The following is a 24722-nucleotide window of genomic DNA, read 5'->3' as shown; positions in this document are numbered from 1 at the left end:
CGCGCGGTGCCGCACCGCCACCGCGGGGATCACGCATCGAGCCCGCCCCGCGCGACCAGCTGGGAGGCGATGACGTTGCGCTGGATCTCGTTGGTGCCCTCGCCAACGATCATCAGGGGCGCGTCGCGGAAGTAGCGCTCGACGTCGAACTCGGTGGAGTAGCCGTGCCCGCCGTGGATGCGCACCGCGTTGAGGGCGATCTCCATGGCTGTCTCGGAGGCGTGCAGCTTGGCCATGCCCGCTTCCATGTCCACCCGCCTGCCCGCGTCGGCCTCGCGGGCGGCGTGCAGGGTCAGCTGCCTGGCAGCGGTGAGCTTGGTGGCCATGTCGGCGAGGTAGTTGCCGACCGACTGGTGCTTCCAGATGGGTTTGCCGAAGCTCTCGCGCTGCTGGGAGTAGCGCAACGCGTCCTCCAGCGCGGCCCGGCCGACGCCCAGCGCTCGGCAGGCGACTTGGATGCGCCCGGTTTCCAGCCCCTTCATCATCTGGGCGAAGCCCGCTCCCTCGGTGCCGCCGAGCACGGCTTCGACCGGTGCCCGGTAGTCGGCGAACGACAGCTCGCAGCTCTCCACGCCCTTGTAGCCGAGCTTGTCCAGGTCCCGCGAGACGGTCAGCCCGGGGCCGTGCTCGACCAGCAGGACGGAGATGCCCTCGTGCGCGGGCGTCGCCTCGGGATCGGTCTTGCACAGCAGGGCGATCAGCTGCGAGCGACGCGAGTTGGTGATCCACGTCTTGGTGCCGTTGACGACGTACTCCCCGCCGTCGCGGCGCGCCCGGGTGGTGATGGCTTGCAGGTCGGAGCCGCCGCCGGGTTCGGTCAGCGCCATCGTCGCGCGGACCTCGCCGGTGGCCATCCGCGGCAGGTACTGGTCCTTCTGCTGCTCGGTGCCGAAGTGCAGCAGCAGCTTCGCCACGACGGTGTGCCCGCCCATGGCTCCGGCGAGGCTCATCCAGCCGCGGGCGAGCTCCTCGGTGATCAGTACGTAGCAGGGCGTCGACACCGGCGTGCCGCCGTGCTCCTCGGGGATCGCCAGCCCGAAGACGCCCAGCTGCTTCATCTTCTCGATGAGGGCTTCGGGGTAGGTGTTGGCGTGCTCGAGTTCGGCGGCGACCGGCTTGACGTCCTTGTCGACGAAGTCGCGCACGGTCTCGACGACGAGTCGCTCGTGCTCTTCGAGGATGTCCGCGGTGCTCATGGGCGTGTTCCCGTCCTCAGGTGCGGTCGTGTGCTCGGAGCCGGCCCGCCGGCTGCGGTGCCGTCACGGGCTCCGCTCCCGGGATCCGGGGAAGGTGCTGCGCAGCAGCTCGCCGACGGACTCCCAGGTGGCCCCGGCGAGGAGGTCGGCGACATCGGGCCCGCAGCTCGTGAGCTTGTGGTCGAACTCGGTCTCCGACGGTGGGCAGGACGGCGCGCCGGGAGGGCGGGCGAGCCGGGTGCGCAGTCGCGCGCCGCCGGTCGTCCGGACCTCGATGTCGACCTCCCCGGTGAGCAGGTCGTCGCCGCCCTCGTCGTGGAGCTGCTGCTCGACGCGGTCGAGCAGCCCGCGGACCGCGGTGCGGTTGACCGCCGCATCGGTGAAGGCGGTGAAGTCGGGGTAGGGGTCGAGCAGGGCGGTCGCGATCGCGTACGGCAGGCTGAACTTGCCTTCGAGGCCGGTTCGGGGCCGGTCGTGGATCAGCGGTAGCACCGACGCCTTCGGCGTGCGCACCAGGACCTGCTGCACCGGTTCCTCGCCGAGCTCGTGGCGGATCGCGCGCAGCGCGGCGACGGGGCGCTGCATCGCGTAGCAGCACGGGAAGACCTTGATGGCCAGACCGCCGGGGACGGCTGGCCCCGACGTGTCGATGGCCGCGGTGCTGCCGCCCACGAGGTCCAGCCACGCGTCCAGCGCGCTCGGATCGGCCGTGGCACCGGCCCGGGCCAGCTGCGCGGCTCGGAGCCCGGCCTGCGCGGCGAACCCGACCTGCAGCGACTTGGCGTGCGTGCCGAAGGCGTTCTGCACGCCGCCCGCGCCCGGCACCGCCAGGGCCATGGCGGTGGCCAACTGGTGCGCGGGCAGCCCCATCGCCACGCCGGCGGCCGCGGCCGCTGCCGGGGCACCGGCCGTGCAGGTGGCGTGCCAGCCCGCCGCGTAGTGCGACCACCCCAGCGCAGCGCCCAACCGGGCCATGACGCCGGCCCCGGCCAGGTAGGCCCGCGCACCACCCCCGGTGGCCAGCACCGCCGGTGCGATGACCGCGCTGATGTGCGTCGTCGAGTCGATGTGCAGGTCGTCGAAATCCAGCACGTGCCCGATGGACGCCCAGCGGGCCGCGTCCGGCAGTTCGGCAGCGATCTGCACCAGCGGGTGTTCCCGCGCGGCCAGGGTGACCGCCGCCGTGTCGACGAGGGACCGCTGCGCCAGCGCGAGGTCGTCCTCGTCCGGGGTGAGCCCTGCTGCCCACCGGGCGAGGGAGTCGGTGCTCGACATGGTTCCTTCCGGTGCTCCGGGGATCGGGAGTCGTCGAGCCGGGCGTGCACGCGTTCGGCGACCTTCCGTGATGTATTTGTACGGCCAAATCAGTTCCGCGTCAACGCGTGCTCGTGGAGCGGGATCGTCGATGCGGTGCAGGGATTCCGTTGCGCGGGCGGGGCGGATGTTGACACGCGCAGGCCGTGCCTGTGTAGTTGCGGTGCGCGAATTGTACGGCCAAATGTGCCCGCACGGTGGAGCGCGGAGCGCGCCTCGCCGGTACGAACGGGGAAGGGGAGCGATGCCTGGTCTCGACGCGTACCTGGAGGGGTGGGAGCCCGGGACTGCGAGCAGCAGCGATGCGCTGCCGCCCGAGCAGGGCCGCGCGCTGGCCGCGGTCCTGGAGGTGCCGCAGCACCTCGTCGCCGGCGCGGAACTGCCCCCGCTGTGGCACTGGGTGTACTTCCTGGACTGGCCGGTGCACAGCGAGCTCGGCGCGGACGGGCACCCGGTGCACGGGCACTTCCTGCCGCCGATCCCGAACAGGAGGCGCATGTTCGCGGGCGGGCGGCTGGCGATCACCCGGCCGCTCCAGGTGGGTGCTCCCGCCGAGCGCACCTCGTCGCTGTCGCAGGTGGCCGTCAAGCACGGCCGGTCCGGGGAGATGGTCTTCGTGACGGTCCGCAGCGAGTTCCGGCAGGGAGGCGACCTGCGGCTGGTCGAGGAGCAGGACTACGTCTACCGCTCGGGCGAAAGCACGACCAAGAGCCCGCAGGCGGAGGCGCCGCAGCAGCGGCCGGAGTCCGCAGCTTCCTGGCAGCAGCCCTTCACCGGGGACCCGGTGCGGCTGTTCCGGTTCAGCGCCCTGACCGCCAACGCGCACCGCATCCACTACGACGAGCCGTACGCGCGCGAGGTCGAGTCCTACCCCGGCCTGGTGGTGCACGGGCCGATCTTGGTGATGCTGATGACCGAACTGGCGCGGCGCGAACGCACCGGTGCGCGCATCTCCGCGGTGGACTACCGGCTGCGTCGCCCCCTCTTCGCCGGCAGCCCCGCCCTGATCACCGGTGCCCCCGGGGAAGGATCCGCCGAGATGGCCGTTCTGACCGCTCCGGAGGAGGTCGTGGCGGAGGCGGCGGTGCGGTTCGCGTGATGGTCCTGGCGACCGCGGACGACGTGCTCTGCGCAGGGACGTGCTGCACGCCGGGTGGCACAATCCTCCGTTGCCGGGAGCACGAGGCCGCACAACCGGGAGGTGCGCGTGGAACTGCGCCACCTTGAGACGTTCGTCGTCGTGGCGGAGGAGCTGAACTTCCGCAGGGCGGCCCAGCGGTTGCACATGTCGCAGCCGCCCCTGTCGCAGCAGATCAAGCGCTTGGAGAACGAAGTCGGGGTCTCCCTGCTGCGGCGCACGACCCGCTCCGTCACGTTGACCGCGGCGGGAGAGGCCTTCCTGGCCGAGGTCCGCAAGATGCTGACCGCCGCGCACGCCGCCCCGCTGGCGGCTCGCAGGGCCGCGGCCGGGCAGACCGGTTCGCTGCGGCTCGGCTTCAGCGGCCCCACCTCCTACGAGGTGCTGCTGCTGATCGTGCGCAAGTTCCGCGAACGCCATCCGCACGTGCGCTTCGACATCATCAGCCCCCTCTACGGGGGCGAGCTCGTCGACCGGCTCAACCGGCGGGAGGTGGACGCGGGTTTGCTGCGGTTGCCGATTCCCGCGGAAGAGGGCCTGAACGTTCGGGAGCTGCACCGGCATCCCCTGGTGGTCGCGCTGCCGACCGGACACCCCCTGTCCGGTAGCGGCCAGGTCGACCTGCACGACCTCAAGGACGAACCCATCATCAGCTACCCCGTGGGGCGGGGTTCGGTGGTCAACCAGGTCGTGCAGGCCGCCTGCCTCCAGTGCGGTTTCAGCCCCCACTTCGCGCAGGAAGCACCGGACACGCACACGATCCTGTCGCTGGTCGGCGCCGGTTCCGGAGTCGGCCTGGTGCCGGTGAGCGCCGGGCACCTCGAATTGCCGGGAGTCCTCCTGGTTCCGCTGCGCGATGCGCCGGCGATACCGCTGGCACTCGCGTGGCGGGAGGACGACCCCAACCCGGCTCTGCACGCCCTCGTCGACCTGCTCGACGAAGTCGTCGAAGAAGTCTAGTCGCTCCGCGGCAGCACAGCGCTGCAGCCGCGGGGCGGGAGATCCCGCGCAGGCCCGACCCCGCTCATCCGGGGCGGTGCAGCGGGCGCGCCCGGATCCCGTTTTGCCTGGCCGCGCGGCGCAATCACGCGTGCACGACATCCGTGTTGGACGGGGACGCCTTCGGATCTCTAACTTCGGATCAACCAGGAATTCGGCCCGATGCCGACCGTTGTCCCCGATCCGAACCACGCGGACCCGCCGGTGAGCGGGACCAGTGCACCGCCCCTGTGGGCCGATGGCGCGCGCAGGAGATGCGAGGGGGATTGGCCATGCGGGGAAGTGCTCTTCCACCGGACGAGAAGATGGCCCGCAAAGCGGGTGTGGCCTCGTTCGTGGGGACCACCGTCGAGTGGTACGACTTCTACCTCTACGGCACGGCGTCGGCCCTGGTGTTCGCGCCGCTGTACTTCTCCGCGGTGCCGCCGTCGATCGGCCTCGTCCTCTCCTTCGCCACCTTTTGGGCCGGTTTCCTGTCCCGCCCGCTGGGCGGGATCGTCTTCGGGCACCTCGGCGATCGGATCGGGCGCAGGGCGACTCTCATCACGACGCTGCTGCTGATGGGAGTGAGCGCGACAGGTGTCGGGCTGCTGCCGACCTACGCCCAGATCGGTGCGGCCGCACCGGTGCTGCTGACGCTGTTCCGGTTCGTGCAGGGGCTGGCCGTCGGCGGCGAGTGGGGCGGCGCGGTGCTGATCGCCACCGAGCACGCGAAGAAGGAGCGCGGTTTCCTCTTCGGGGCGTTCGCCCAGCAGGGCTCTCCCGCGGGCAAGCTCCTGGCGTGGGCGGTGTTCGTGCTCGTCTCCCAGGCGTTGCCGGAGGAGGCGTTCATGAGCTGGGGGTGGCGCGTGCCGTTCCTGGCCTCCGCCGTTCTCGTGATGGTGGGGCTCGTGGTCCGGTTGAGCGTCGAGGAATCCCCCGCCATGGCGGCGTTGGCGGCGGAGGAGAGGACGGAGCGCGTTCCGCTGGTCGCGCTGTTCCGGTCGCACGCGCGGACCGTCCTCCTCGGCATGTGCGCGGCCATCGTCATCTTCACGGTGGCCTACGGCAAGAACGCGTTCGCGCTGTCCTGGGCCACCGGGGAGCTCGGATTCGCCAAGAGCACCTTCCTCGCCGTCCTCCTCGTCAGCGCAGCGGTGCAGTTCCTCGTCCAACCGTTCGGGGCGTTGCTGGCGAGCCGCTGGAACCCGCGGAAGACCGTCACCCTGCTGCTGGTCCTCGAGCTCCCCGCGCTGCCGCTGATGTTCGCGATGATCAGCACGGGCGACCTCGCCGCGGCCGCGACCGGCGTCATCCTGGCCACGCTTCCCGACGTCATGTACTACGCGATCTTCGCGGGCATGCTCGCCCAGGCGTTCCCGGTGGCCGTTCGCTACACCGGGGTGTCGATGACCTACCAGCTGACCGGGCTGGTCGGTGGTCTGACACCGCTGATCATGCAGTCCCTGCTCGCCGCGTTCACGTCGGTCGTGCCGGTGATGGTCTACGCGCTGATCACGGTGCTGATGTCGCTGCTCGGCGCCCGGGCGCTGCTGACCTCCTCGGAGCGCGCGGAGACCGCGGAAACCCGCGAGGAACCCGCCACCACCCGCCCGCACTGACCCGAGAAGCCGTCCTCGACGAGGCATCGCCGAGCAGCTCCTGCGCCGGGCCTCCCCGCGACGCAGCGAACGAGGGAAGGGGAACGCCGTGAGCACTCCCGACGTCGTGACCGGTGTCGACGGGCGCGAGCAGGCCGTCGAGAAACTTCTGCACCCCCGTTCGATCGCGATACTCGGCGCGTCGGACGACCCGATCAAGCTGTCCGGGCGACCGGTGGACCACTTGAAGCGGTTCGGTTTCGGCGGGCGGATCCTGCCGGTCAACGCTTTCCGCGGCGACGTCCAAGGACTGCCCGCCTACAGCAGGCTCGAGGACATCGACGGCGACATCGACCTCGCGTTCATCATGCTGCCGGCCGAACGAGCGGCCGCGGGGGTGCGGTCCTACGCCGAGTGCGGAGTTCCGGTCGCGATCGTGGGGGCCGCCGGGTTCGCCGAGGTCGGAGCTCGCGGCGCGGCGCTGCAGGAGGAGCTGCGAGCAGCGATCGACGAGACCGGTGTTCGGGTGCTCGGCCCGAATTGCCTGGGCATGATGAGCGTGCGGGACCGAGCGGTGGCGACGTTCACCTCGGCGCTGGACGAGGACGTCGACCTGCACGAGGGCCCGGTGTCCTTCGTCAGCCAGAGCGGGGCGTTCGGATCGTTCGTCTTCAGCGAGGCGCAGCAGTCGGGCATCGGGATCTCGCACTACGTCAACACCGGCAACGAGGCCGATCTCTCGGTGGCGGAAGTCCTGGGAGGGCTGGTGGAATCCGAGCGGACGCAGGTCCTGCTGGCCTACCTGGAAGGTGCTGGCCGCGGGCGGCAGCTGCTGGACGTGGCGCGCCGGGCGCACGAGCTGGACAAGCCGATCCTCACCGTGAAGGTCGGCCGCTCCGCGGCCGGTGCGCGCGCGGCGCAGTCGCACACCGCGTCCCTGGCCGGGGAGGACGCCGTGTTCGAGGGCGCGGTGCGGCAGTCCGGCATGGTCCGCGTCGACGGCACGGAACCGCTGCTCGATGCGGCGCAGGTGCTGGCCACCGGGCGACGGGCCCGGGGGCGTCGCCTGACGACCCTGTCCTTGTCCGGTGGGGCCGGTGTCCTCATGTCGGACGTGGCCGGCAGCCACGGCATCGAGGTCCGAGCGTGGGACGAGGAGTGGCAGCAGCGCATGGCGTCGGTCCTGCCCGCCTTCGGTTCGCCGCGCAACCCGATCGACCTGACCGCGGCGCTGATCAGCGAGCCGGACTTGCTGCGGCGCGGGCTCGAAGTCGCCGTGGAGCACCCGGACACCGACATGATCGCAGTCCTGCTCGGGAACGCGGACGCGGGCTCCGCGCAGCTCATCGACGCGATCGAACGCGCGCACCGCTCCACCGACCGCCCCCTGGTCGTGGTGTGGACCGGCGGCAGCGGCCGTCCGCGCCAACGGCTGCGAGAACTCGGGATCCCCTGCTACACCGACGCGGGCCGTGCGGCAGCGGCCCTGGGAGTGCTGGTCGACTTCAGCCTGCGCCCGGCCCTGCCCGATCCGCAGCGCCCCGCCGACATCGACGACACCGCCGCGCGCACCGTGGTCGCGCGAGCGCGGGCCGCGGGCCGGACCCAGCTCAGCGAGCACGAATCCAGCCGGGTGGTCGCGGCCTACGGCGTCCCGTGCGCGGGAGCTCTCCCCGCCAGCACTCCGGAGGCGGCGGCTTCCGCCGCTGCGGAACTGGGCGGGGACGTCGCCGTCAAGCTCTCGTCGGACCGCATCGGGCACAAGAGCGACATCGGCGGGGTGCGGCTCGGCCTGTCCGGTACCGACTCGGTGCGAAGTGCGGCCGAGGACCTGCTGCGGACCGCGCGCGAGGCCGGCGACCGCGGCGCGCGCCTGCTGGTGCAGCGGATGGTGCGGGCCGGCACCGAGCTCATCGTCGGCCTCAAGCACGATCCGTCGTTCGGGCCGGTCGTGGTCGTCGGGTTCGGCGGCGTCCTGGTGGACGTCCTCGCGGACAGCCGGATCGGCGTGGCCCCGCTCGATGCCGCCGCGGCCAGGCGCCTGCTGCTGTCGCTGCGCGGCAGCCGCGTGCTCGGTGCGGTACGAGGACGACCGCCCCGCGACCTCGATGCCGCCGCGGACGTCGTGGCACGCCTGTCCTGGCTGGCGCACGACCTCGCCGAGGACGTCGTCGAGTTGGACGTCAACCCGCTGCTGCTCGGCGAGCGCGGCTGCGGCGCCGTCGCCGTGGATTGCCTGGCGGTGCTGGCGGAGGAGGGGGAAGAACGATGAGCGGTGGGGCGCACTCCCCCGGGGCGGCTCCGGAGGCGGTGTTCCGCGACGGCCTCGCCCGGGGCGAACTGCGCTTCCAGCGGTGTCGCGGGTGTTCGGCGGCGGTGTTCCGCCCTCGTGTGCTGTGCCCGCGCTGCGGCAGCGGTGAGCTGGACTGGCACCGCAGCAACGGCACCGGAACCGTCTACTCGACGACCGCGGTGCGCTCTCGCCGCGGAACGCACAACGTGGTGCTGGTCGACCTCGACGAGGGGTTCCGGATGATGTCGCGGATCGAGGACGTCGAGCCGGACCGGGTTGCCATCGGGTCCCGGGTCGTGTTCGCCGTCGCCGACGACGGGGGCGCGCCGGTGGCGGTGTTCCGGAGGGGAGGTCGGTCGTGAGTTTGCGGGGAACCACTGCCGTGGTCGGGGTGGCCGAGTCCGACCTCGGCGAGGTCGAGCCCGGTCTGACGCCGCTGGACCTGGTCGGGCAGGCGGCGGTGCGCGCTCTCGCCGAGGCGGGCATCACGAAGTCCGATGTGGACGGATTGTTCGCGGCCTCGTCCTACTACCCCATGGCCGCCATGGACACCGCCGAATACCTGGGCATCCGGCCGGCCTACCTCGACGGGTCCAACATCGGCGGCAGCTCCTCCGCCTCCCACCTGCTGCACGCGGCCGCGGCGATCAACGCGGGGCTGTGCAGCACGGCTCTGATCGCCTACGGCAGCACGCAGCGCTCCGACGGCGGCCGGCTGGTGTCGCCGTCCAAACCGGACCCGCACGAGGCTCCCTACCAACCGCGGTACCCGATCAGCATGTACGCGTTGGCCGCGGCGCGGCACATGCACGAGTACGGCACCACCCGGGAGCACCTCGCCGATGTCGCCGTGTCCGCGCGCCAGTGGGCCGGCCTCAACCCCGCCGCGTTCCTGCGCGATCCGCTGACCCGCGAGGACGTGCGCGGCACGCACGATCAGCGACCCGCTGACCACGATGGACTGCTGCCTGGTCACCGACGGCGGCGGCGCCGTGGTGCTCACCAGCGCCGAACGCGCCCGCGACCTCGGCACCGCACCGGTGTACCTGCTCGGCGCGGGGGAGGCGAACTGGCACCGCAACATCTCCGCCATGCCGGACCTGACGGTCACGGCGGCGACCGAATCCGGTCGCCGCGCGTTCGACATGGCCGGGCTGGGCCCGCAGGACGTGGACGTCGTCGAGCTCTACGACGCCTTCACCATCAACCCGATCCTCTTCCTGGAGGACCTCGGTTTCTGCGCGAAGGGGGAGGGTGGTGCGGTCGTCTCCGACGGCCTGATCGCCCCGGGCGGCGAACTCCCCGTCAACACCAACGGAGGCGGGCTGTCCTACTGCCACCCGGGGATGTACGGGATCTTCACCGTCATCGAATCCGTCCGCCAGCTGCGGGGCGGCTGCGGGCCGCGCCAGGTCTGCGGCGCCGAAGTCGCGCTCGCCCACGGCAACGGCGGAGTGCTCTCCAGCGAGGTCACCGCCCTCCTCGGCGCCGAGAGCACGCTTGCGGAGCTCTGATCGGGTGGAGCACCAGCGGTGGCGGCGGCGGAGCCGGAACTGGTTGCGGGGACGGGGCCGCGAGGCGGCGGGCCGTTTCCCGTCGGGGAGGTGAGCAACGCGGCGGAGCGGTGGCCGGCCCCGCCGGGGACGTGGCCGGGTCCGGCCACCGCCAGTCCCCGTTCGGACGGCGCGGCGTCCTCCGCGGAGCTCATGGTTTCGCTCGCGCTCGTCCGTGGTGATCACGGTCGTGGAATCGCGGGTGCGAACCGGTGGATCCCCGGCGGTTCCCGCCCGTTGACAGCGGGCGCGCCGCGGTTCAACCTCGGAGATGTTCGCAGGACTGTGAAGCTGCGGCAGGACGCCGATGATGTCGGCTCAACGAATTGATCTCTCGGTTGCGCAGTGCACCCGTCGCGGCCGCCGGAGGGCATCCGGGCGCGCCGCGAGGACCGTGGTCCGCCGCTCCGCGCTGCGAGCGCGCGGAGCCGAGGACCACGTGTTCGCGTCCGGGGTGCCAGTGGTCGCACCAACGTCTCCCTCCGCGTTCGTGCGCGGGCTGGCGTTCGCCCGGCCCGCCGCGCGGGCGGACCGCGCGTCCACCACCCCGTCAGAAGCATGACCCGCGAGCATGATCCCGTGGGGAGGCCAACCAATGTTCGATGTGATCGTGGTGGGCGGGGGAGTGTCCGGCGGTCTGCCGACTGCCGCCTACCTGCAGAAGGCCGGTCTCGACGTCGCCGTCGTGGAGGCGAAGCCGGAGCTGGGGAACTTCTGCCCGACGACGGAACCGTGGCCGCGAGTTCTGGACAGCCCGCACGCCTCCATCAACTTCTCCGGGAGTTCCCCGGCGGTCGAAGACCTCGACCTGGAACGCTACGGATATCGTCTGCGCACCAGCCCGGTCGTGCTCGGCACCACGCACCGCGACGGGACGAACTGCCTGATCTGCTACGACCCCGAGCGCACCGCCCGGAATTTCGCGAAGCACTCCCAGCACGACGGCGAGAAGATCTTCGAGCTGCAGAACCGGGTGCTGGACAAGATGATCGACATGAACGAACTCGCGTTCTTCAGTCCGCATCCCGACCCGGCCAAGTTCGAAGAGATCCTCCGCCTGTGCAGCGAGATCGCGGGCGTTCCGCTCGATGAGATGTCGTCCATGACCGGGCCGGAACTGATCGAGCACCTCTTCGAGTCCGACCGCGTGCGCCAGACGATCCTGTGCCCCCTGGCACTGCACTTGCAGGGGGCCCCGCTCGCGCGGGGGCAGGGCGCTTTCGCGGTCGTCCTGAGCCTGTTCTACACGACCGGGCTCGCGGTCGGCGGCAACCAGACCCTGGTGGAGGCCCTGAGCAGTTGCTTCCTCGAGCACGGCGGGACCATCCTGACGAACTGCCCCGTCCAGAAGATCGAGGTGCAGAACGGCAAGGCGCAAGCCGTCATCCTCTCCGAGGAGGCGACGATGCCCGGCGCGCGGATGGAGGCCCGGCACGCGGTGGTGTCCGGGGTCGGGGCGCGCGTCACCCTCGACCTGGTGGGCGAGGACGCGATGCGCTCGATCGATTCGCAGCTGGCCACCAAGATGAAGCACTGGAAGATGGACGAGCGCGGCTCGACCGTCACGTCGTGGCTGCTCGACGGCGACATGCCCTGGAAATCGGTCGATTTCGATCCGCTCATCCAGCAGGCGCACCTGGTCTACCGCGCCTTCGACTCCTGGGAGGGCGGGAAGGACTTCCTCTTCGCCATGTTGAACAACAACACGTGGCGCGCCTTCGGCAACCTCACCGAGATCCTGAACTACGGCGCGCTGGACCCCAACGCGGTCTCGCCCGAGGGCTACCGCATCATCCGCGGCGAAGAGGCGCTGCCCTATCCGCTGCGGGAGTACGGCGGCCCCGAGGCGTGGGACAGCGAGCTGCGCGATGAGCTGCTCGCGAAGCGGAACGACGTGATGGATTCCATCGCGCCCGGGTTCAAGGACCGCCTCGTCGACGCGTACCAGTGGACCCCGATCGACATCTGGCGGGGCAACCAGGCGGCCGTGTTCGGTCAGGTGCTCGGCGGCGACTTCTCCGAGGACCAGTGGATCCTCGACCGCATGCCTTACCGGATGCCGGTCGGGCACCTGTACATGTCCACCTCGACGTGGCCGCTCGCGTTGACGTGGATGGCCGCCGGCTACAACGCCGCGCAAGTCGTCGCCGAGGACGTCGGGGTGCGCCACCAGACGTGGTGGACCGCGCGGCCGGTGGCGTGGTTCCTGCGCAACATCGAGAACCTCTTGCAACCGATCGAGCACACCCGGTCGACGACGGTCGGCTGACGCGGGAGCGGTTCGACCGGAGAAAGGCGTGGCACGATGTCTGTTGAACGCTTCGATGTCGCCGTCGTCGGGGGCGGACCGAACGGCCTCACGTGCGCTGCCTACCTGGCTCGGGCCGGGGCGCGGGTCGCCGTGCTCGACCAGCGGTTCGAGTGGGGCGGTTCCATGACGACGGACGACTTCGCCACTCCGTACCACTACAACTTGGGGCAGTACCTGCTTCCCCTGGGCGCGGAGCTTCCGCCGTACACCGACCTCGACCTCCGGAGCCAGGCCGTGGGGCTGCTGGAACCGGATCCGGTGGTCGCGTTCGTCCCCGAGCGAGGGGGCGAGCCGCTGATCATCGGCCGCGGCGGTGCGGGTCTGGGCGAGCAGCTGCCGCGGATGCTCGACGCCGCGGCGGAGAGCATCCTTCCACTGCTGTACGCGGGACCGGCTCCCGTGGAGGAAGTGGAGCGGCTGCTGGAGGCGAACCAGGCCAGCACGGCGGTCGAGCTCGCCCGGCTGGGACCGACCGGAATCGCGGACCTGGTTCCCGACACGCGCGGCAAGGCCGCGATCCGATACCTGTGCGGCCTCGCCGGGTTCTTCGACCCCGGCGAACCGCTGGGTCTCATGGGAGTGTTCTGCCTCGCCCGGTTGCTGCGCCCGACGATCGTCGTCGGCGGTACGGCCAGTCTCACCGCCGCGCTGTTCCGCGCGGGGGCGAGAGCAGGGGTGCAGTACAGGACGGTGGCGGACGTCCACCGGATCGACGTGGTGGAGAACGAGGGGCACGCGCACTGCCGCGACGGCAGGGAAGTCGTGGCTTCCAGCGTGGTGTGCGCCCTGGACCCGAAGACGACCTTCCTGGAGCTCCTGGACCAGCAGGTGGTTCCGGACGACATCCGCCGCGCGGCGATGGCGTGGAAGCTGGACGGCGCGGGGGCCTTCACCGCGCACTTCGGCGTCAAGGGCGACCCGCCGGGACGCAGCAGGGGGGAAGCCGGCCGGGCCCTGATCCAGGTCCTCGGGTTCGCTGACGAGGCGGCGGTGGTCGACCACTTCGACGCGGTGCTGCACGGCCGCATGCCGGCATCGCCCGCGGGGCACCTGTCGGTGACCACCGTGCACGATCCCGCCCAGTGCGCTTCCGGGCCGTACGGGCCGCTGCACACGCTGCGGTTCGAGACGCCCGCACCACCGGCGCCCGCCGTCGGCGAGTGGAACCGGCGGACCACCGCGGAGTACCGGGCGAAGTGCTGGGAGTTCATCGGGGAGCGCACCACCGGCGACAGGCCCGGGGCCCTCTTCGCGTTCGCCGACTCGCCGGTGGACCTCGAGCACCGGTTCCGGACGACGAGGAACGGGTCGTTCCGGCAGGGCAGCCTCGTCCGGGAGCAGACGTTCACCCAACGGCCGCACTCCGCCTGCAGCGGGGGCAGGACCCCGATCACCGGGCTCTACCTGGCCGGTGGCGGAGTCCACCCCGGCATCCCCGGGAGCCTCGCCGCCGGGTACCACACGGCGGCGGTGGTCTGCGCCGACCGCGGTTACTTCCGGTGGTGGGCGGAGCCGGACTTCATGACGCGGGCGCGCGAGGCGGGGCGCATCCCGCAGGAGGCGACCACCGGCTGACCGCGGCAAGGCGTCAACGGTCGAGCGGTTTGGTCCGGACCTGATGTGGAGGAGGAAGTGCAGTCGCCGACTCCGGGGGAGGCCGAAGCTCTCCTCGGAGTACCGGCCGACGTTCCCGTCGGAGGCGGGCGGCGACGCGGTATCTCGACGGCGCCGGGACCGGCAGGGCCGCAGCGGGAATTCCGGAGGTGACGTCGTGCCGGTGTGCCGGGAGTGCACGAGCTTCGTGGAACCCGCCCACCGCTACGCATCGCTGTACTATGCTGGCTCACTGCAATCATGATCTTGTGGAGGTCGCATGAACGCTGAGCCGGTGCTGAAAGTCAGCGTGCCCGAAGCGGGTGATGTCGCCCTCGAGGAGCGGTTCCTCCGCTCGCTGCGGGCTGACCTCGTCGAAGTGGAAGGCCTGTCCGCGCAGCTCGCAGCCGACTCGGCGGATGCGCCGAACAACGCCAAAGCCGGTGCTGCGCTCGGTGAAGTCGCACTCTGGGTGACTGTGGGAACAGTGGTGGGCCGCGGGGCCGTTTCGGTTCTTCTGGAAGGCATTCGAGCTTGGTCGGCCAAGCAGCACGACCGCGTCGTGCACATCCGAACCGAGGACGGCTCGGAGTATCGTCTCCCGGCCGACATGGATGCGGCCCAGCGGCACCTCACCGAGCGGATCGCGGAGAACGAGGGCTCGTGAGCGAGCACCTGTACAAGCGGGCGCTGCTCATCGGGACCGAGCACTACGAGCACTCCGATCTGGGCGCGTTGCCGTGCACGCGCGCTGACACCGCACAGCTGCGGCAGGTCCTGGAGCACCCGGCGATCGGAGCGTTTACCAGCGTGCGCGTAGTCGCTGACCCCACAGCTGCCGAGATGTCGCGCGAGATCGGCGATTTCCTGGCAGGACTCGGCTCAGCGGACCTTGCGTTGCTGTACATCAGCGGTCACGGCACCCGTGTGCTTTCGAGCGGCGAGTTCTTCTTCCTCGCTTCCGACAGCGACGGTTCCAGCGCCGCCGGTATCGAGAACACCGGCATCGGGGCCTCGTTCGTCAACGAACGTCTGGAGCTGTGCACGGCACCGCAGAAGGTCGCCGTGCTCGACTGCTGCTACAGCGGCGGCTACAGCCTCGGCATGCGCACCCGGGAGTCCAAATCATCCGGACGAGCTCCGGGACTGCTCAACAGCCGCGGCGTGTACGTCGTCTCCTCGTCCGGACCGAACGAGGTGTCCTGGGGAGGAGAGCAGTCGTCGTCCGGGCCCCGCCCTTCGGCGTTCACCGGCGAAGTGGTCGAGGCGTTGCGCACGGGACGCGGCGATACCGACAGCGACGGTGTCGTCTCCGTCGAGGAGCTGTTCCGGTACGTCAACAAGCAGATGCGGAACCGTCGCTTCGAGTCCGATCAGTTCCCGACCGTCTCCTCGGACAAAGTCAACACTGAGATCGCACTGGCCAGGGCGTACGCGGGACCACCACTGGAGGCGGCGCCGGTCCCCTCCGCGGAGAAGGCGACCTCCGGAAAGGGGATTCCCCAGGCGGGAGTGGAAGAGGAAGCGGGCCGCTCGTGGCCTGTGCTGCTGGACTACTATCGCCGGTGCCTGCAGCAAGGCGGAACTGAGATGCCCCTGATGGGGGTTGACCAGTCCGACGAGCAATACGTGTGCCTGACCGGCGCCGAGCGCTTGCTGTCCGGGGATCTCGACGAGAGCGGTACGCTCGCCGTGCCGGACGAGGCCGAGCACTTCGTGGCGCAGGCCGTGGGTGACGGTGAGCAGCTCTGGTGCGGCTATCCAGCTGTCGTGCTGCGTACGAGCCATGACGGCGCGCAGTACCGGACTCCCCACTTCGCCCCGCTGTTCATCCGGCGGGTTGAACTCGTCTCGGACGGTGGGGGAGGAGTGCGGCTCGAGCCGCGAGGCGACGTCCGCCCGCACCCGGAACTGGTAAACCAGGCCGTGGGCGAGGCAGCGGCTGCCGAACTCGTGAAAGGGTTCGCCACGCACTGGCGGGCCGGCATGCACAGCCAGCTCCTCAAGGACGTCAACCACTTCCTGCGCGAGAAGCTGCAGATGCGGGAGGTCGAACCGCTGCGTCCCGCTGAGCTGCAGTCGCGCATCGACACGCGGACGCCGGCCGCGGGAGCCCGCAACGCGGCAGTCCTCTTCTCCGTCAAACCCCCGAACACCGCGGACAAGTACTTGGTCGACGAGCTCGACAGGATCTCCGGTGATGAATCCGGAGCACGACGGGCAGCGTTGCGCCCGCTGCTCACCGGCGAAGCCGAGGATCGGGAGGAGCCGGCGAAGTGGCACCGCGTGGCGCCTTGGTCGCTGAACGAGCGGCAGGAGAAGATTCTGCGCTCGGCGATGAACCGGAGACTCACTGTTGCGACCGGACCGCCAGGTACGGGCAAGAGTCAGCTGGTAGCCAATGTGGTGGCCACAGCGGTGGCCAACGGGCAGTCCGTGCTGGTGGCTTCCACCAACAACCGCGCCGTGGACGAAGTGTGGCGGAGGTGCTCGGAGCTCGTGCCCGGTTCCCTCATCCGCACGGGAAACCGCGAAGCCCGGGAGAAGGAGCGAGACGGCCTGCAAGGCCTCCTCAAACACAGTAAGCCGAGAACCAACGCGGCCACGGTCACCGCCGAACTCGCACTGGCCAACGAGGAGTTGGACAGTGCGCGGAGGCAGATTGACGCCAAGGCCGAGCACGAGGCGGAGCTGTTGCCGCTGTCCGAGCGGCGCGCGGAACTTGCCGAACAGCTCGGCCACACACGGCCTGACTTGCCACGGCAGCTCGGCGAGCACTCCGACCTCGGTGCTCTCGCCCGGAAAGCTGATCGCGCCGCGACTGCGTGGTGGTTCGGACGCTGGCGCCGCGCGAGGTTCCTGAGCAGGAAGGCGGGGCTGACAGACGTCGACCCGGACCCCGAACTGTGCCGCCTGATCGGTCAGTGGGCTGGAATTGAGCAGCAGTGGCGCGCACAAGTCGATGAGGTGCACAGTTTCGCGGACGACACGACGCAGCACGCGGCTCTGGACCAAGCCCGCGAGGCGCTGCACGAGCGGTCTCACCGCATGCTCGCGCAGCGCGTCACCGAGACGGCCCGAGCAGGGCACGAGGACATCCGCGCGCTGACCCAGGCCCGGGGCAAGGACTGGTCCGAACTCCGGGCGGTGCTGCGGCACGTGCGCGGATGGGCGGTGACGAACCAGAGTGCGCGCCGCTTTCCGCGATCACCGGGACTGTTCGACCTCGTGATCATCGACGAAGCCAGCCAGTGCTCCGTTCCCCACGTCCTCCCGGTGCTCTACCGGGCGAAGCGTGCCCTGGTTATCGGTGACCCGATGCAACTCGCTCCGGTCACAACACTCACCGCGGCGCGCGAGGCCCAGGCGCGGCAGGAGGCGGGTGTGGACGGAAGCTGGCTGGAACAGCAACGCCGGACGTTCCACCGCCACTCCTCCTTCCACGCGTTCCGGAAACTCGCGGGTGAAAGCTTGTTGCTGGACGAGCACTTCCGCTGTCACCCGCGCATCGCCGCCGTGTCCAACGACGCTTTCTACGGGCGCGCGCTCACTGTGCTCACCGACGTGCGCAGACAGCGCAGCACCGACCGCGCTCCGGTGGAATGGGTAGACGTCGCTGGGCACGCGCGGCAGCAACGCGGCGGTTCGTGGAGCAACGAGGAGGAGGCCCGCCAAGTTGGCGAGACGGTGCAGGCCCTGCTGAACGAGCTTCCCGCGGATGCTGACGTGGGCGTCATCACCCCGTTCGCGGCGCAGGCCAAGCTGGTGCAGCGATGGTTGGGCGGGAGCGAGCGTGTTCGGGTCGGCACCGTGCACCGGTTCCAGGGCTCCGAGTGCGACGCGATCGTTTTCTCCCTGGTCGCGGCTGCCGGGGTGAAGCCGGGAACCCTGGTCTGGCTCAACAACCAGTGGAACCTGTGGAACGTCGCTATCACCCGCGCGCGTTCGCACCTCGTGCTCGTCGGGGATCGCGAAACCTGGCGTGAACAGGGAGGTGTCGGCAGGCACCTCTCCGAAGTGGCCGGCGATGCGGACAAGCTGTCGGAGGACGTGGACCCCACCGACGATCGGATGTTGATGCGGTTGCACCGGATACTGGCCTCCCGGAGGGGCAATGAGTGCTCGCTGTCGGAGGAAGTGTCCGGGCACCGCGCCGACCTGCTGGTGCGCAATGCGGCGGGTGCGACCGCTGTGCTGCTCGACCGCGGCCACGACGGGACATCGCCTGGGCGCCACCTGCGTCTGCAGTACGAACGCTGCCGTCTGCTCGCGGATCCCCAGGGGAATCCTGCCGCACGTCGCGTGCCTGGCTGGCGGGTTTTCGATGGCGAAAACCTCGACGCCGGGGAAGCGGGGGGCCGTATCCTCAGATGACGGCAAGACTTGTGCAAAACGCACGATGACGAAACTGCGCAGCCCCGCGAAGAGCTGAAGTAGCGTCCTACCCGGCAGGTGCGCCGCCGGGGAAGGCGATCAGCGCGCCCCTGCGGCGATTCCCCACCGGTGTCGATCTGCTGCGCGGCTTCTGCGGAGGCGGAACGCAGCCACGCGTGCGCGGGGTCGTTCTCGTGCACCGGGCGCCACCACATGGCCTCGACCAGCCGCATCGCCTCGTTCGGGCGGGGCACCGCGCGGACCGCTCCGGTCCTCGTGAGCAGCGGGGCCAGCCGTGCCTGCACCAGGGCGATCCGGTCGGTGCCGGCGGGGAACGCCGGTTCGGCGAGGAAACCCTCCACCACGACCTGGGCGTGCGGTCCCGGGCCAGCAGTTCGTCGTCGAAGTGGCGGCGCGGCCGCGCCGACGTCGCGCTCAGCGCCGGCTGGCTGAGGCGCATCCGCTCGGCTGCGCCCGGGACGCTCCGCTCCCGGAGCAGGTGCTCGAGGGCGACCAGGAGGTTCGGGTCGAGGTTCGCGGAGCTCACCGGGCGGGACTCCATCGATCGCGTTGATGGCGAGCAGTACCGAATTCATCCTCCGCGATGCCTCGGTGCAGCGCGAGGGCGGCTGCCTCGCACGCGGTGAGAGGTGCCGAGCTCGGCCCAGTCGCCGCGCCCCGGGAACTGCCGCGGGCGCGTTCGTGCGCGCGTCTCCGAGGAACGGCCATCGCCGGGCGCGTCGCAGCAGAGGCCGGCGCCGGCGACCTCTGCCAGCATGGGCGGACGACCGCGGTGCCCCCTGCGGGGCGGGGTCGTGGTTCGGCCGCTCCGGCGACAACGACCAGGCGGTGGCGCTGGCGGGCGTGCCGATGTTCGTCTCGGAAGCAACGCATCGAAGAGAGGGGGAGGGGCATGAAGGCCGTGGTGTACCAAGGGCCCTTCGACGTGGCAGTTCAGGACGTCGACGACCCGCGGATCGAGGCCCCCACCGACGTGGTCCTGCGGATCACCTCCAGCGCGATCTGCGGTTCGGACCTGCACATGTACGAGGGACGCACCGACGCGCAGCCGGGCATCGTGTTCGGCCACGAGAACATGGGGGTCGTCGAGGAGGTCGGTCCCGGGGTGACGACCGTTCGCCAGGGCGACCGGGTGGTCATGCCGTTCAACGTGGCCTGCGGCTTCTGCACCAACTGCCGCGCGGGCAAGAGCGCGTTCTGCCTGACCGTCAACCCGCCTGGTGCCGGCGGCGCCTACGGCTACGTGGGGATGGGCCCCTACTCGGGCGGGCAGGCGGAGTACCTGCGCGTGCCGTTCGCCGACTACAACTGCGTGCCGCTGCCCCGGGGGGAGGAGCACGAGAGCGACTTCGCACTGTTGGCCGACATCTTCCCCACCGGCTACCACGCCACCGAACTCGCGGGTGTGCGCCCGGGGGAGACCGTCGCCGTGTACGGCGCCGGCCCCGTCGGCCTGATGGCCGCCTACTCGGCGATGCTCAAGGGCGCCAGCCGGGTCTTCGTCGTCGACAAGGTGCCCCACCGCCTGCGGCTGGCCTCCCAGATCGGAGCTGAGCCGATCGATTACACCGAGGGAGCTCCCGCGGAGCAGATCACCGACGCGCTGGGCGCGGACGGGGTCGACCGGGGCATCGACGCGGTCGGCTACCAGGCCACCGCCGCCGAGGGCGAGGAGCAGCCCGCCATGGTGCTCAACCAGCTGGTCGACACCGTGCGCTCGACCGGTTCGCTCGGGGTGGTCGGGCTCTACCTGCCCTCCGATCCCGGCGCGCCCAACGCGCACGCCGCCCGGGGCGAGCTGCTGTTCAGGGTCGGCCGCTTCTTCGAGAAGGGCCACAAGATGGGCACCGGACAGGCCGACGCCAAGGCTTACGCCCACAAGCTCCGCGACATGATCATCGCGGGCCGGGCCAAGCCCAGCTTCGTGGTCTCCCAGCAGCTGCCGCTGGCCAGCGCCCCGGACGCCTACGCCCGCTTCGACCAGCGGGAGGAGGGCTACTCCAAGGTCCTGCTCCAGCCCGGCAAGGCAGCGTGACGCGATCGCGGGAGCACCGACCCGGGAGGCCGCACCGCACGGGCGGGGCACGGCGGGAGCGCCCGGCCTTGGATCGTCCAACGCGGACGCTCCCCCCGCGTCCGGTCGTGTCTGGTCCCGGGACGGGATCAGCAGATCGCGGTGGGACGGTTCCCGATCGGCCGTCCCACCGCGACGCGTGCGCCGACTACCACTTGTAGGGGAGGAACTTGCCGTCCAGGGTGATCTGCACCCGGGGACCCTCTTCGGCGTCGACGCGCTGCACGTCCGCGCGGAAGGTGATGGCGCTCATGATCCCATCGCCGAAGTCCTCGTGGATGAGCTCCTTCACGGCCGGTCCGTACACCTGCAGGGCCTCGTAGAGCCGGTACAGGGTCGGATCGGTCGGCGGAAGCTGGTCGAAGCTGCCGCGCGCGGGGATTTCGGTCAGCACCGCGACGGCGTCCTCGGGCAGGTCGAGCAGGGACTGCAGGCGCCGCGCGGTGTTGCCGTCGAAGGGGTGCTGGCCCAGCAGCGCGGCCGTGGTCCACACCCGGTCCGTGCCGAGCTCCTCGGCGATGCCGCTGAAGGACAGCTTCTTCGCCCGCTTGGCCTCCAGAACGGCCTCGGTGGCCTCGGATCGACGCATCGACGTTCTCCTTCCCGTCCGCGAGAGGTCCGTGCACGGCGCCGCCGCACCGCAGGGCTTTCCCGCGGGAGCTGGGGTGAGCGCCGCGCCGTCCACCGTGCCAAGCTGCTTCCCCGCGAGCACCACGAAGACGCGCCGTTCACCGGCACAGCACCCGGTCCCGCGATCGATGCGTTCCTGGGGCGCAGCAGCGCGTTCGGCGGACAGCGCTGGGACAGCAGTTCCGCGTCCGCGCGCCGCGGCGTCCCGCGCCGCTCCGGTGCGGGTTTGGCGGGGCGCTCACCCCGGGCACCTGATGCGCGTGGAGGGTTGAGCACCGCACGTGAGGAGGCTCCGGCGTGACTGCACCGCTGACGCTGCCGGCGACCGAGCCGGGCGATCTCGCCGAGGGCAGCGTGTACTTCATCGGCAACGCGACCACGCTGATCCGCTACGGCGGGTTCACGATCCTGACCGACCCGACGTTCCTGCACGCCGGCGACCACGTGCACCTCGGGCACGGCATGTACGCCCGGCGCGAGGTGGAGCCAGCCTGCCGGATCGCCGACCTGCCGCCGCTGGACTTCATCGTGCTCTCGCATCACCACGGCGACCACTTCGACGACGTGGCGGCCGAACAACTGGACGCGGACGTGCCCATCATCACCACCGAGCACGCGCTGGGGCTGCTGTCCGAACAGGGTTTCAGCCAGGGGTGCGCGCTGGACACGTGGCAGTCCCGAACCGTGACCAAGGGCGAGAACGCGGTGCGTGTCACCGCCATGCCGGCCAAGCACGACCCGGACCCCGTGGCGGGCATGCTGCCGCCCACCATGGGCAGCATGCTGGACTTCGGCCGCGGTGAGGACCGGTCCTTCCGCCTCTACATCAGCGGGGACACCCTGCTGCACGACCGGCTCCACGACATCCCGCAGCGCTACCCCGGCATCGACCTGGCGCTGGTGCACGCAGGTGGGACGACCCTGCTGGGCACGGTTGTGACCATGACCGGCGAGCAAGCCGTTCGCGCCGTGGAGATCGTCGAGCCCCGCCACGCCGTGCCCATCCACTACAACGACTACTCGGTCTTCCAGTCCGGGCTGGACGACGTGGAGCGAGCGGCGGCGACGTCCTCGACCTCGGCGGAGTTCCACTACCTCAACCACGGCGACACCCACCACTTCCGCCCAGCCTGAGGGGGAAGGAGCGAGCGCGGCGAGGGGCGGGACCACGTGAATCCCCGGGAAGCCGCGCAACCCGCGTGCCCGGGTCCCCGGGGAGCCACGGCAGCGACGACCCGGGGAGGAGGGATCGGCGACCTCCGGCGCCCAGGTGCGCCGGACGAGGCGGCTGCCGCGTGCCCGGCCGTGCTCCAAGCGGTGGTGCAGTGCCCGGCGGCGGGCCGGGCTGGTGGTTTCCGCCAGCTCGGCGGCCAGCTGCCCGCAGCGCAGCAGCACCGTCGCCGGTCCAGCGGCAGCGCCGGTGGCTGAGTTGCCGCGGTCGCGCGGGTGCGTCACCGCGGGTGCGACCGGTGCTCGGGAAGCTCCCGCAGCCCCTGCTGCAGACGCTCCAGCTGCTGGTCCTGCGGCCGCGTCGGCTGCGCCGGGGTCACCACCCCTCGTTCGCGCCGCAGCAGCGGGTGCAGGTGCGCCTGCGGGGTGCGTCGCGGCAGGGCGCTCATGCCGACCTCCTTCCCGGTGGGAGCAACGCTCTTCGGGGCGTCCTCGTCGCCAGGATATTAGTTGAAGTATCAACGAAAGGGGGTGGTGGTGCGTCCCGTCCCCGCCGTGCGGAGCGCGCGTGAGCGCGCACCGGGGCGGGAACCCCGCGACGGGTCCGGGAAACCCCGTTGCTGTTTAATCCCTTCCGGAACCGGGTAGGGCGATGTCCGACCGGCTCTTGCCGGTCCACCGCGACGCCATCCGGCTACCCGCTCATCGCCAGTTGCGGTGATGAGCCCGCAAGGGCTCCCCGAGCTCGTCGAGCGCACTCGCCTCGGCCCCGCGGTAGCCGGGGCGCTCCGCCGGGCAGCGGAACCGAACCGATTGAGGGGGCGGCGTGAGTCACCGCGTTCACTTGGTGCACAGGCTGGGAGCGGCGATCCTGGGTGTTGGTCTGCTCCTCTTCGGCGCTCTGGGCGCAGCCCGTCGAACCCCGTGGGTGTTCGAGAGCGATCCCCTCTGGGGAATGGCGACGAACGGCGCGCTCTCCGCGCTCTCCATCGCGGTCGGGTTCATCCTGGTGGCCACGTCCGCGTGGGGTGGAACGGTCGCATCGACCAGCAGCAGCGTCTTCGGCGTGCTTTTCCTGGTCTCCGGGATCGCCCACCTGGGCATCATGCACACCCAGTGGAACGTGCTCGGGTTCGTGCTCTCCAACTGCCTGTTCAGCATCGTGGTCGGACTGGTGCTGATGTTCCTCGGCCTCTACGGCCGGGTTTCCGGCGGGTTGCCTCCGGACAACCCGTACCGGCGCGCCCACCCCCTCCGGAAGCACCGCCCCGATCCGGACGAGCAGTTGCGCGCCGAGCGGGAAGGATGACGGCTGAAGAACGGTCCCAGCAGGAGGGGACATGGCCGAAGACCGGGGCGGGACGGCACCGCACCAGGACGAGGACCTCGTCACCGTCCTCACCGCGGACCACCGCGACGTGGAGCGGACGTTGCAGGAGTTCGACAGCAGCGACTCGCGCGAAGAGCAACGGCGCCTCATCGGACGGGCGGTCGCCGGACCCGCCGGGCGCTGATCCACCGGAAGGGAAGCGGCGGCCGAACGCAGCGCCGGTGCGCGGTCCCGCTGCCGATCACCTCCGGCGGTGGCCGGGCCGCTCCGGAACCGGCCACCTCGCCGGAGGGGTTCAACCCCCGCAGTGCGGGTATCTCCCGGGCATGCCTCGCGAACAGGAACCAGAGGAAGCTCCGGGCCCCGACCCGGAACGCACTCCCGGACTCGAGGAGGGCGGCTCGGTGCCTCCCGGGGACACACCACCGGAGGCGGCGCAGGCGAGCCGCGCCGTCGTGCCCGAGGAGGGCGAGCCCGCTCGCCGGCCGATGAAGTGGACGTGGCTGGTCGTGATCGGAGTCGTCGTCCTGTTGGTCGCCTCGTTCTTCGTGACGATGGCGATCGGGCTCCTCCTCGGGTGAGAGCCCTCGCAACGTCCATGACAGCGGCGCCTCCACCACGCCCGGCGCGGTGGAGGCGCCGCTGTCCGGAACGGTGCGGAACGCCGACCATCGGCATCGGGTGCCGCCTCCCCCTCGGAGTGCTGGCGGTGATCGGGGAGATGCCGCAGCGGGAACGTCGATCCCGCGAGGAGTTCGCGCAGGCACGTGCCAGGATCGTGCGGTACCTCTGCCCGATGCCTTCGACGCGGTGCTCAGCACCCCGGCGGCCACCACCGATTCCGCACTGCCCTTCTGAACCGCGGCGCGGAACTCGGGGCGCCGCAGTGCGCAGAGCTGCCGCGGCCGAACGGGGAGGCCGCGGTCCGGCGCCGGCCGCGGCGCGGGGGCGGTTCAGCAGCAGGAGGACAGCCGCCGGTAGCCCGGGTGCCCTCCCGGGTTGAGTCCCCGGTCGTCGGCGATGCGCGACAGCAGGGCGTGCAACCGCTGGCGCTCCTCGTCATCGAGGCACGCGGTTATGACTCGTTCGTGTTCGGCTGACGCGCTGCCGACCTGCCGCATCAGCTCCTGGCCCGACTCGGTCAGC

General features: G+C 70.9%; 21 protein-coding genes. 15 read left to right on the top strand and 6 right to left on the bottom strand.

The window, feature by feature from the left end; all coding sequences use genetic code 11:
* Nucleotides 1-29: 29 nt before the first annotated feature.
* Nucleotides 30-1196: an acyl-CoA dehydrogenase family protein gene (locus tag ACVGV0_RS14835; RefSeq protein ID WP_459156274.1), complete on the bottom strand. Its 1167-nt coding sequence runs from the start codon at nt 1194-1196 to the stop codon at nt 30-32.
* A 63-nt stretch (nt 1197-1259) separates the two neighbouring features.
* Nucleotides 1260-2471 carry an MmgE/PrpD family protein gene (locus ACVGV0_RS14830; RefSeq protein ID WP_459156273.1) on the bottom strand — a complete coding sequence of 404 codons (1212 nt, stop codon included), beginning with the start codon at nt 2469-2471 and terminating at the stop codon, nt 1260-1262.
* 283 nt (nt 2472-2754) lie between these two features.
* Between ACVGV0_RS14830 and ACVGV0_RS14825 the strand changes: the two genes are divergently transcribed.
* The 10 genes from ACVGV0_RS14825 to ACVGV0_RS14780 all read left to right on the top strand — a co-directional run bounded on the left by ACVGV0_RS14825 (nt 2755) and on the right by ACVGV0_RS14780 (nt 18351).
* Entirely contained in the window at nt 2755-3609 is an 855-nt protein-coding gene (locus tag ACVGV0_RS14825) for an HTD2 family dehydratase (RefSeq protein WP_459156272.1), read from the top strand.
* Nucleotides 3610-3717: 108 nt separating this feature from the next.
* On the top strand, nt 3718-4608 hold the full coding sequence (locus ACVGV0_RS14820) for a LysR substrate-binding domain-containing protein (RefSeq protein ID WP_459156271.1): 891 nt from the start codon (nt 3718-3720) through the stop codon (nt 4606-4608).
* Between the two features lie 311 nt (nt 4609-4919).
* Nucleotides 4920-6248, top strand: coding sequence for an MFS transporter (locus ACVGV0_RS14815; protein ID WP_459156270.1), 1329 nt, complete (start codon nt 4920-4922; stop codon nt 6246-6248).
* A gap of 88 nt (nt 6249-6336) precedes the next feature.
* Nucleotides 6337-8499: an acetate--CoA ligase family protein gene (locus tag ACVGV0_RS14810; protein WP_459156269.1), complete on the top strand. Its 2163-nt coding sequence runs from the start codon at nt 6337-6339 to the stop codon at nt 8497-8499.
* Nucleotides 8496-8882, top strand: a complete 387-nt coding sequence (locus ACVGV0_RS14805; RefSeq protein WP_459156268.1) for a Zn-ribbon domain-containing OB-fold protein — start codon at nt 8496-8498, stop codon at nt 8880-8882. The genes ACVGV0_RS14810 and ACVGV0_RS14805 overlap by 4 nt, the downstream gene beginning before the upstream one ends.
* Nucleotides 8883-9476: 594 nt before the next feature.
* Entirely contained in the window at nt 9477-10034 is a 558-nt protein-coding gene (locus ACVGV0_RS14800) for a thiolase C-terminal domain-containing protein (RefSeq protein ID WP_459156267.1), read from the top strand.
* Nucleotides 10035-10668: 634 nt separating this feature from the next.
* Nucleotides 10669-12342 carry a phytoene desaturase family protein gene (locus ACVGV0_RS14795; protein ID WP_459156266.1) on the top strand — a complete coding sequence of 558 codons (1674 nt, stop codon included), beginning with the start codon at nt 10669-10671 and terminating at the stop codon, nt 12340-12342.
* Between the two features lie 36 nt (nt 12343-12378).
* Complete coding sequence (locus ACVGV0_RS14790; protein WP_459156265.1) at nt 12379-13959, top strand: phytoene desaturase family protein; 1581 nt, start codon at nt 12379-12381, stop codon at nt 13957-13959.
* A 298-nt stretch (nt 13960-14257) separates the two neighbouring features.
* The gene (locus tag ACVGV0_RS14785) at nt 14258-14644 is read left to right on the top strand and encodes a hypothetical protein (RefSeq protein ID WP_459156264.1); all 387 of its coding nucleotides are present in this window, start codon (nt 14258-14260) and stop codon (nt 14642-14644) included.
* Nucleotides 14641-18351: a caspase, EACC1-associated type gene (locus tag ACVGV0_RS14780; RefSeq protein ID WP_459156263.1), complete on the top strand. Its 3711-nt coding sequence runs from the start codon at nt 14641-14643 to the stop codon at nt 18349-18351. The genes ACVGV0_RS14785 and ACVGV0_RS14780 overlap by 4 nt, the downstream gene beginning before the upstream one ends.
* Nucleotides 18352-18418: 67 nt before the next feature.
* Here the strand turns inward: ACVGV0_RS14780 and ACVGV0_RS14775 are convergent, their stop codons facing one another.
* Complete coding sequence (locus tag ACVGV0_RS14775) at nt 18419-18913, bottom strand: LysR family transcriptional regulator (RefSeq protein ID WP_459156262.1); 495 nt, start codon at nt 18911-18913, stop codon at nt 18419-18421.
* 351 nt (nt 18914-19264) lie between these two features.
* Between ACVGV0_RS14775 and ACVGV0_RS14770 the strand changes: the two genes are divergently transcribed.
* Entirely contained in the window at nt 19265-20407 is a 1143-nt protein-coding gene (locus ACVGV0_RS14770) for a glutathione-independent formaldehyde dehydrogenase (protein WP_459156261.1), read from the top strand.
* Between the two features lie 187 nt (nt 20408-20594).
* Here the strand turns inward: ACVGV0_RS14770 and cynS are convergent, their stop codons facing one another.
* The gene (gene cynS, locus ACVGV0_RS14765) at nt 20595-21035 is read right to left on the bottom strand and encodes a cyanase (RefSeq protein WP_459156260.1); all 441 of its coding nucleotides are present in this window, start codon (nt 21033-21035) and stop codon (nt 20595-20597) included.
* Nucleotides 21036-21373: 338 nt separating this feature from the next.
* Between cynS and ACVGV0_RS14760 the strand changes: the two genes are divergently transcribed.
* Nucleotides 21374-22210 (top strand): MBL fold metallo-hydrolase, encoded by an 837-nt coding sequence (locus tag ACVGV0_RS14760; protein WP_459156259.1) that lies wholly within the window; start codon nt 21374-21376, stop codon nt 22208-22210.
* A gap of 317 nt (nt 22211-22527) precedes the next feature.
* Here the strand turns inward: ACVGV0_RS14760 and ACVGV0_RS14755 are convergent, their stop codons facing one another.
* Entirely contained in the window at nt 22528-22695 is a 168-nt protein-coding gene (locus tag ACVGV0_RS14755) for a hypothetical protein (protein WP_459156258.1), read from the bottom strand.
* Between the two features lie 506 nt (nt 22696-23201).
* Between ACVGV0_RS14755 and ACVGV0_RS14750 the strand changes: the two genes are divergently transcribed.
* From ACVGV0_RS14750 to ACVGV0_RS14740, 3 genes are all read left to right on the top strand, one after another.
* Nucleotides 23202-23555, top strand: coding sequence for a hypothetical protein (locus ACVGV0_RS14750; protein ID WP_459156257.1), 354 nt, complete (start codon nt 23202-23204; stop codon nt 23553-23555).
* Nucleotides 23556-23586: 31 nt separating this feature from the next.
* Entirely contained in the window at nt 23587-23760 is a 174-nt protein-coding gene (locus tag ACVGV0_RS14745; RefSeq protein WP_459156256.1) for a hypothetical protein, read from the top strand.
* A 142-nt stretch (nt 23761-23902) separates the two neighbouring features.
* Nucleotides 23903-24157, top strand: coding sequence for a DUF6480 family protein (locus ACVGV0_RS14740; protein ID WP_459156255.1), 255 nt, complete (start codon nt 23903-23905; stop codon nt 24155-24157).
* Between the two features lie 372 nt (nt 24158-24529).
* On the opposite strand, the gene ACVGV0_RS14735 is transcribed toward ACVGV0_RS14740, so the two are convergent.
* A complete protein-coding gene (locus ACVGV0_RS14735; protein ID WP_459156254.1) occupies nt 24530-24697 on the bottom strand; it encodes a hypothetical protein in 168 nt (55 codons plus the stop codon).
* Nucleotides 24698-24722: the final 25 nt, after the last annotated feature.

The sequence above is a fragment of the Salinifilum ghardaiensis genome (genome assembly GCF_054491345.1).
This window is presented reverse-complemented; position numbering and strand designations above follow the sequence as displayed.

Coding starts and splice junctions, on each gene's coding strand:
- ACVGV0_RS14835 (WP_459156274.1), bottom strand. CDS start 1,196: ATGAGCACCGCGGACATCCTCGAAGAGCACGAGCGACTCGTCGTCGAG.
- ACVGV0_RS14830 (WP_459156273.1), bottom strand. CDS start 2,471: ATGTCGAGCACCGACTCCCTCGCCCGGTGGGCAGCAGGGCTCACCCCG.
- ACVGV0_RS14825 (WP_459156272.1), top strand. CDS start 2,755: ATGCCTGGTCTCGACGCGTACCTGGAGGGGTGGGAGCCCGGGACTGCG.
- ACVGV0_RS14815 (WP_459156270.1), top strand. CDS start 4,920: ATGCGGGGAAGTGCTCTTCCACCGGACGAGAAGATGGCCCGCAAAGCG.
- ACVGV0_RS14805 (WP_459156268.1), top strand. CDS start 8,496: ATGAGCGGTGGGGCGCACTCCCCCGGGGCGGCTCCGGAGGCGGTGTTC.
- ACVGV0_RS14800 (WP_459156267.1), top strand. CDS start 9,477: ATGGACTGCTGCCTGGTCACCGACGGCGGCGGCGCCGTGGTGCTCACC.
- ACVGV0_RS14795 (WP_459156266.1), top strand. CDS start 10,669: ATGTTCGATGTGATCGTGGTGGGCGGGGGAGTGTCCGGCGGTCTGCCG.
- ACVGV0_RS14790 (WP_459156265.1), top strand. CDS start 12,379: ATGTCTGTTGAACGCTTCGATGTCGCCGTCGTCGGGGGCGGACCGAAC.
- ACVGV0_RS14785 (WP_459156264.1), top strand. CDS start 14,258: ATGAACGCTGAGCCGGTGCTGAAAGTCAGCGTGCCCGAAGCGGGTGAT.
- ACVGV0_RS14775 (WP_459156262.1), bottom strand. CDS start 18,913: ATGGAGTCCCGCCCGGTGAGCTCCGCGAACCTCGACCCGAACCTCCTG.
- ACVGV0_RS14770 (WP_459156261.1), top strand. CDS start 19,265: ATGAAGGCCGTGGTGTACCAAGGGCCCTTCGACGTGGCAGTTCAGGAC.
- cynS (WP_459156260.1), bottom strand. CDS start 21,035: ATGCGTCGATCCGAGGCCACCGAGGCCGTTCTGGAGGCCAAGCGGGCG.
- ACVGV0_RS14755 (WP_459156258.1), bottom strand. CDS start 22,695: ATGAGCGCCCTGCCGCGACGCACCCCGCAGGCGCACCTGCACCCGCTG.
- ACVGV0_RS14750 (WP_459156257.1), top strand. CDS start 23,202: ATGGCGACGAACGGCGCGCTCTCCGCGCTCTCCATCGCGGTCGGGTTC.
- ACVGV0_RS14745 (WP_459156256.1), top strand. CDS start 23,587: ATGGCCGAAGACCGGGGCGGGACGGCACCGCACCAGGACGAGGACCTC.
- ACVGV0_RS14740 (WP_459156255.1), top strand. CDS start 23,903: ATGCCTCGCGAACAGGAACCAGAGGAAGCTCCGGGCCCCGACCCGGAA.
- ACVGV0_RS14735 (WP_459156254.1), bottom strand. CDS start 24,697: ATGCGGCAGGTCGGCAGCGCGTCAGCCGAACACGAACGAGTCATAACC.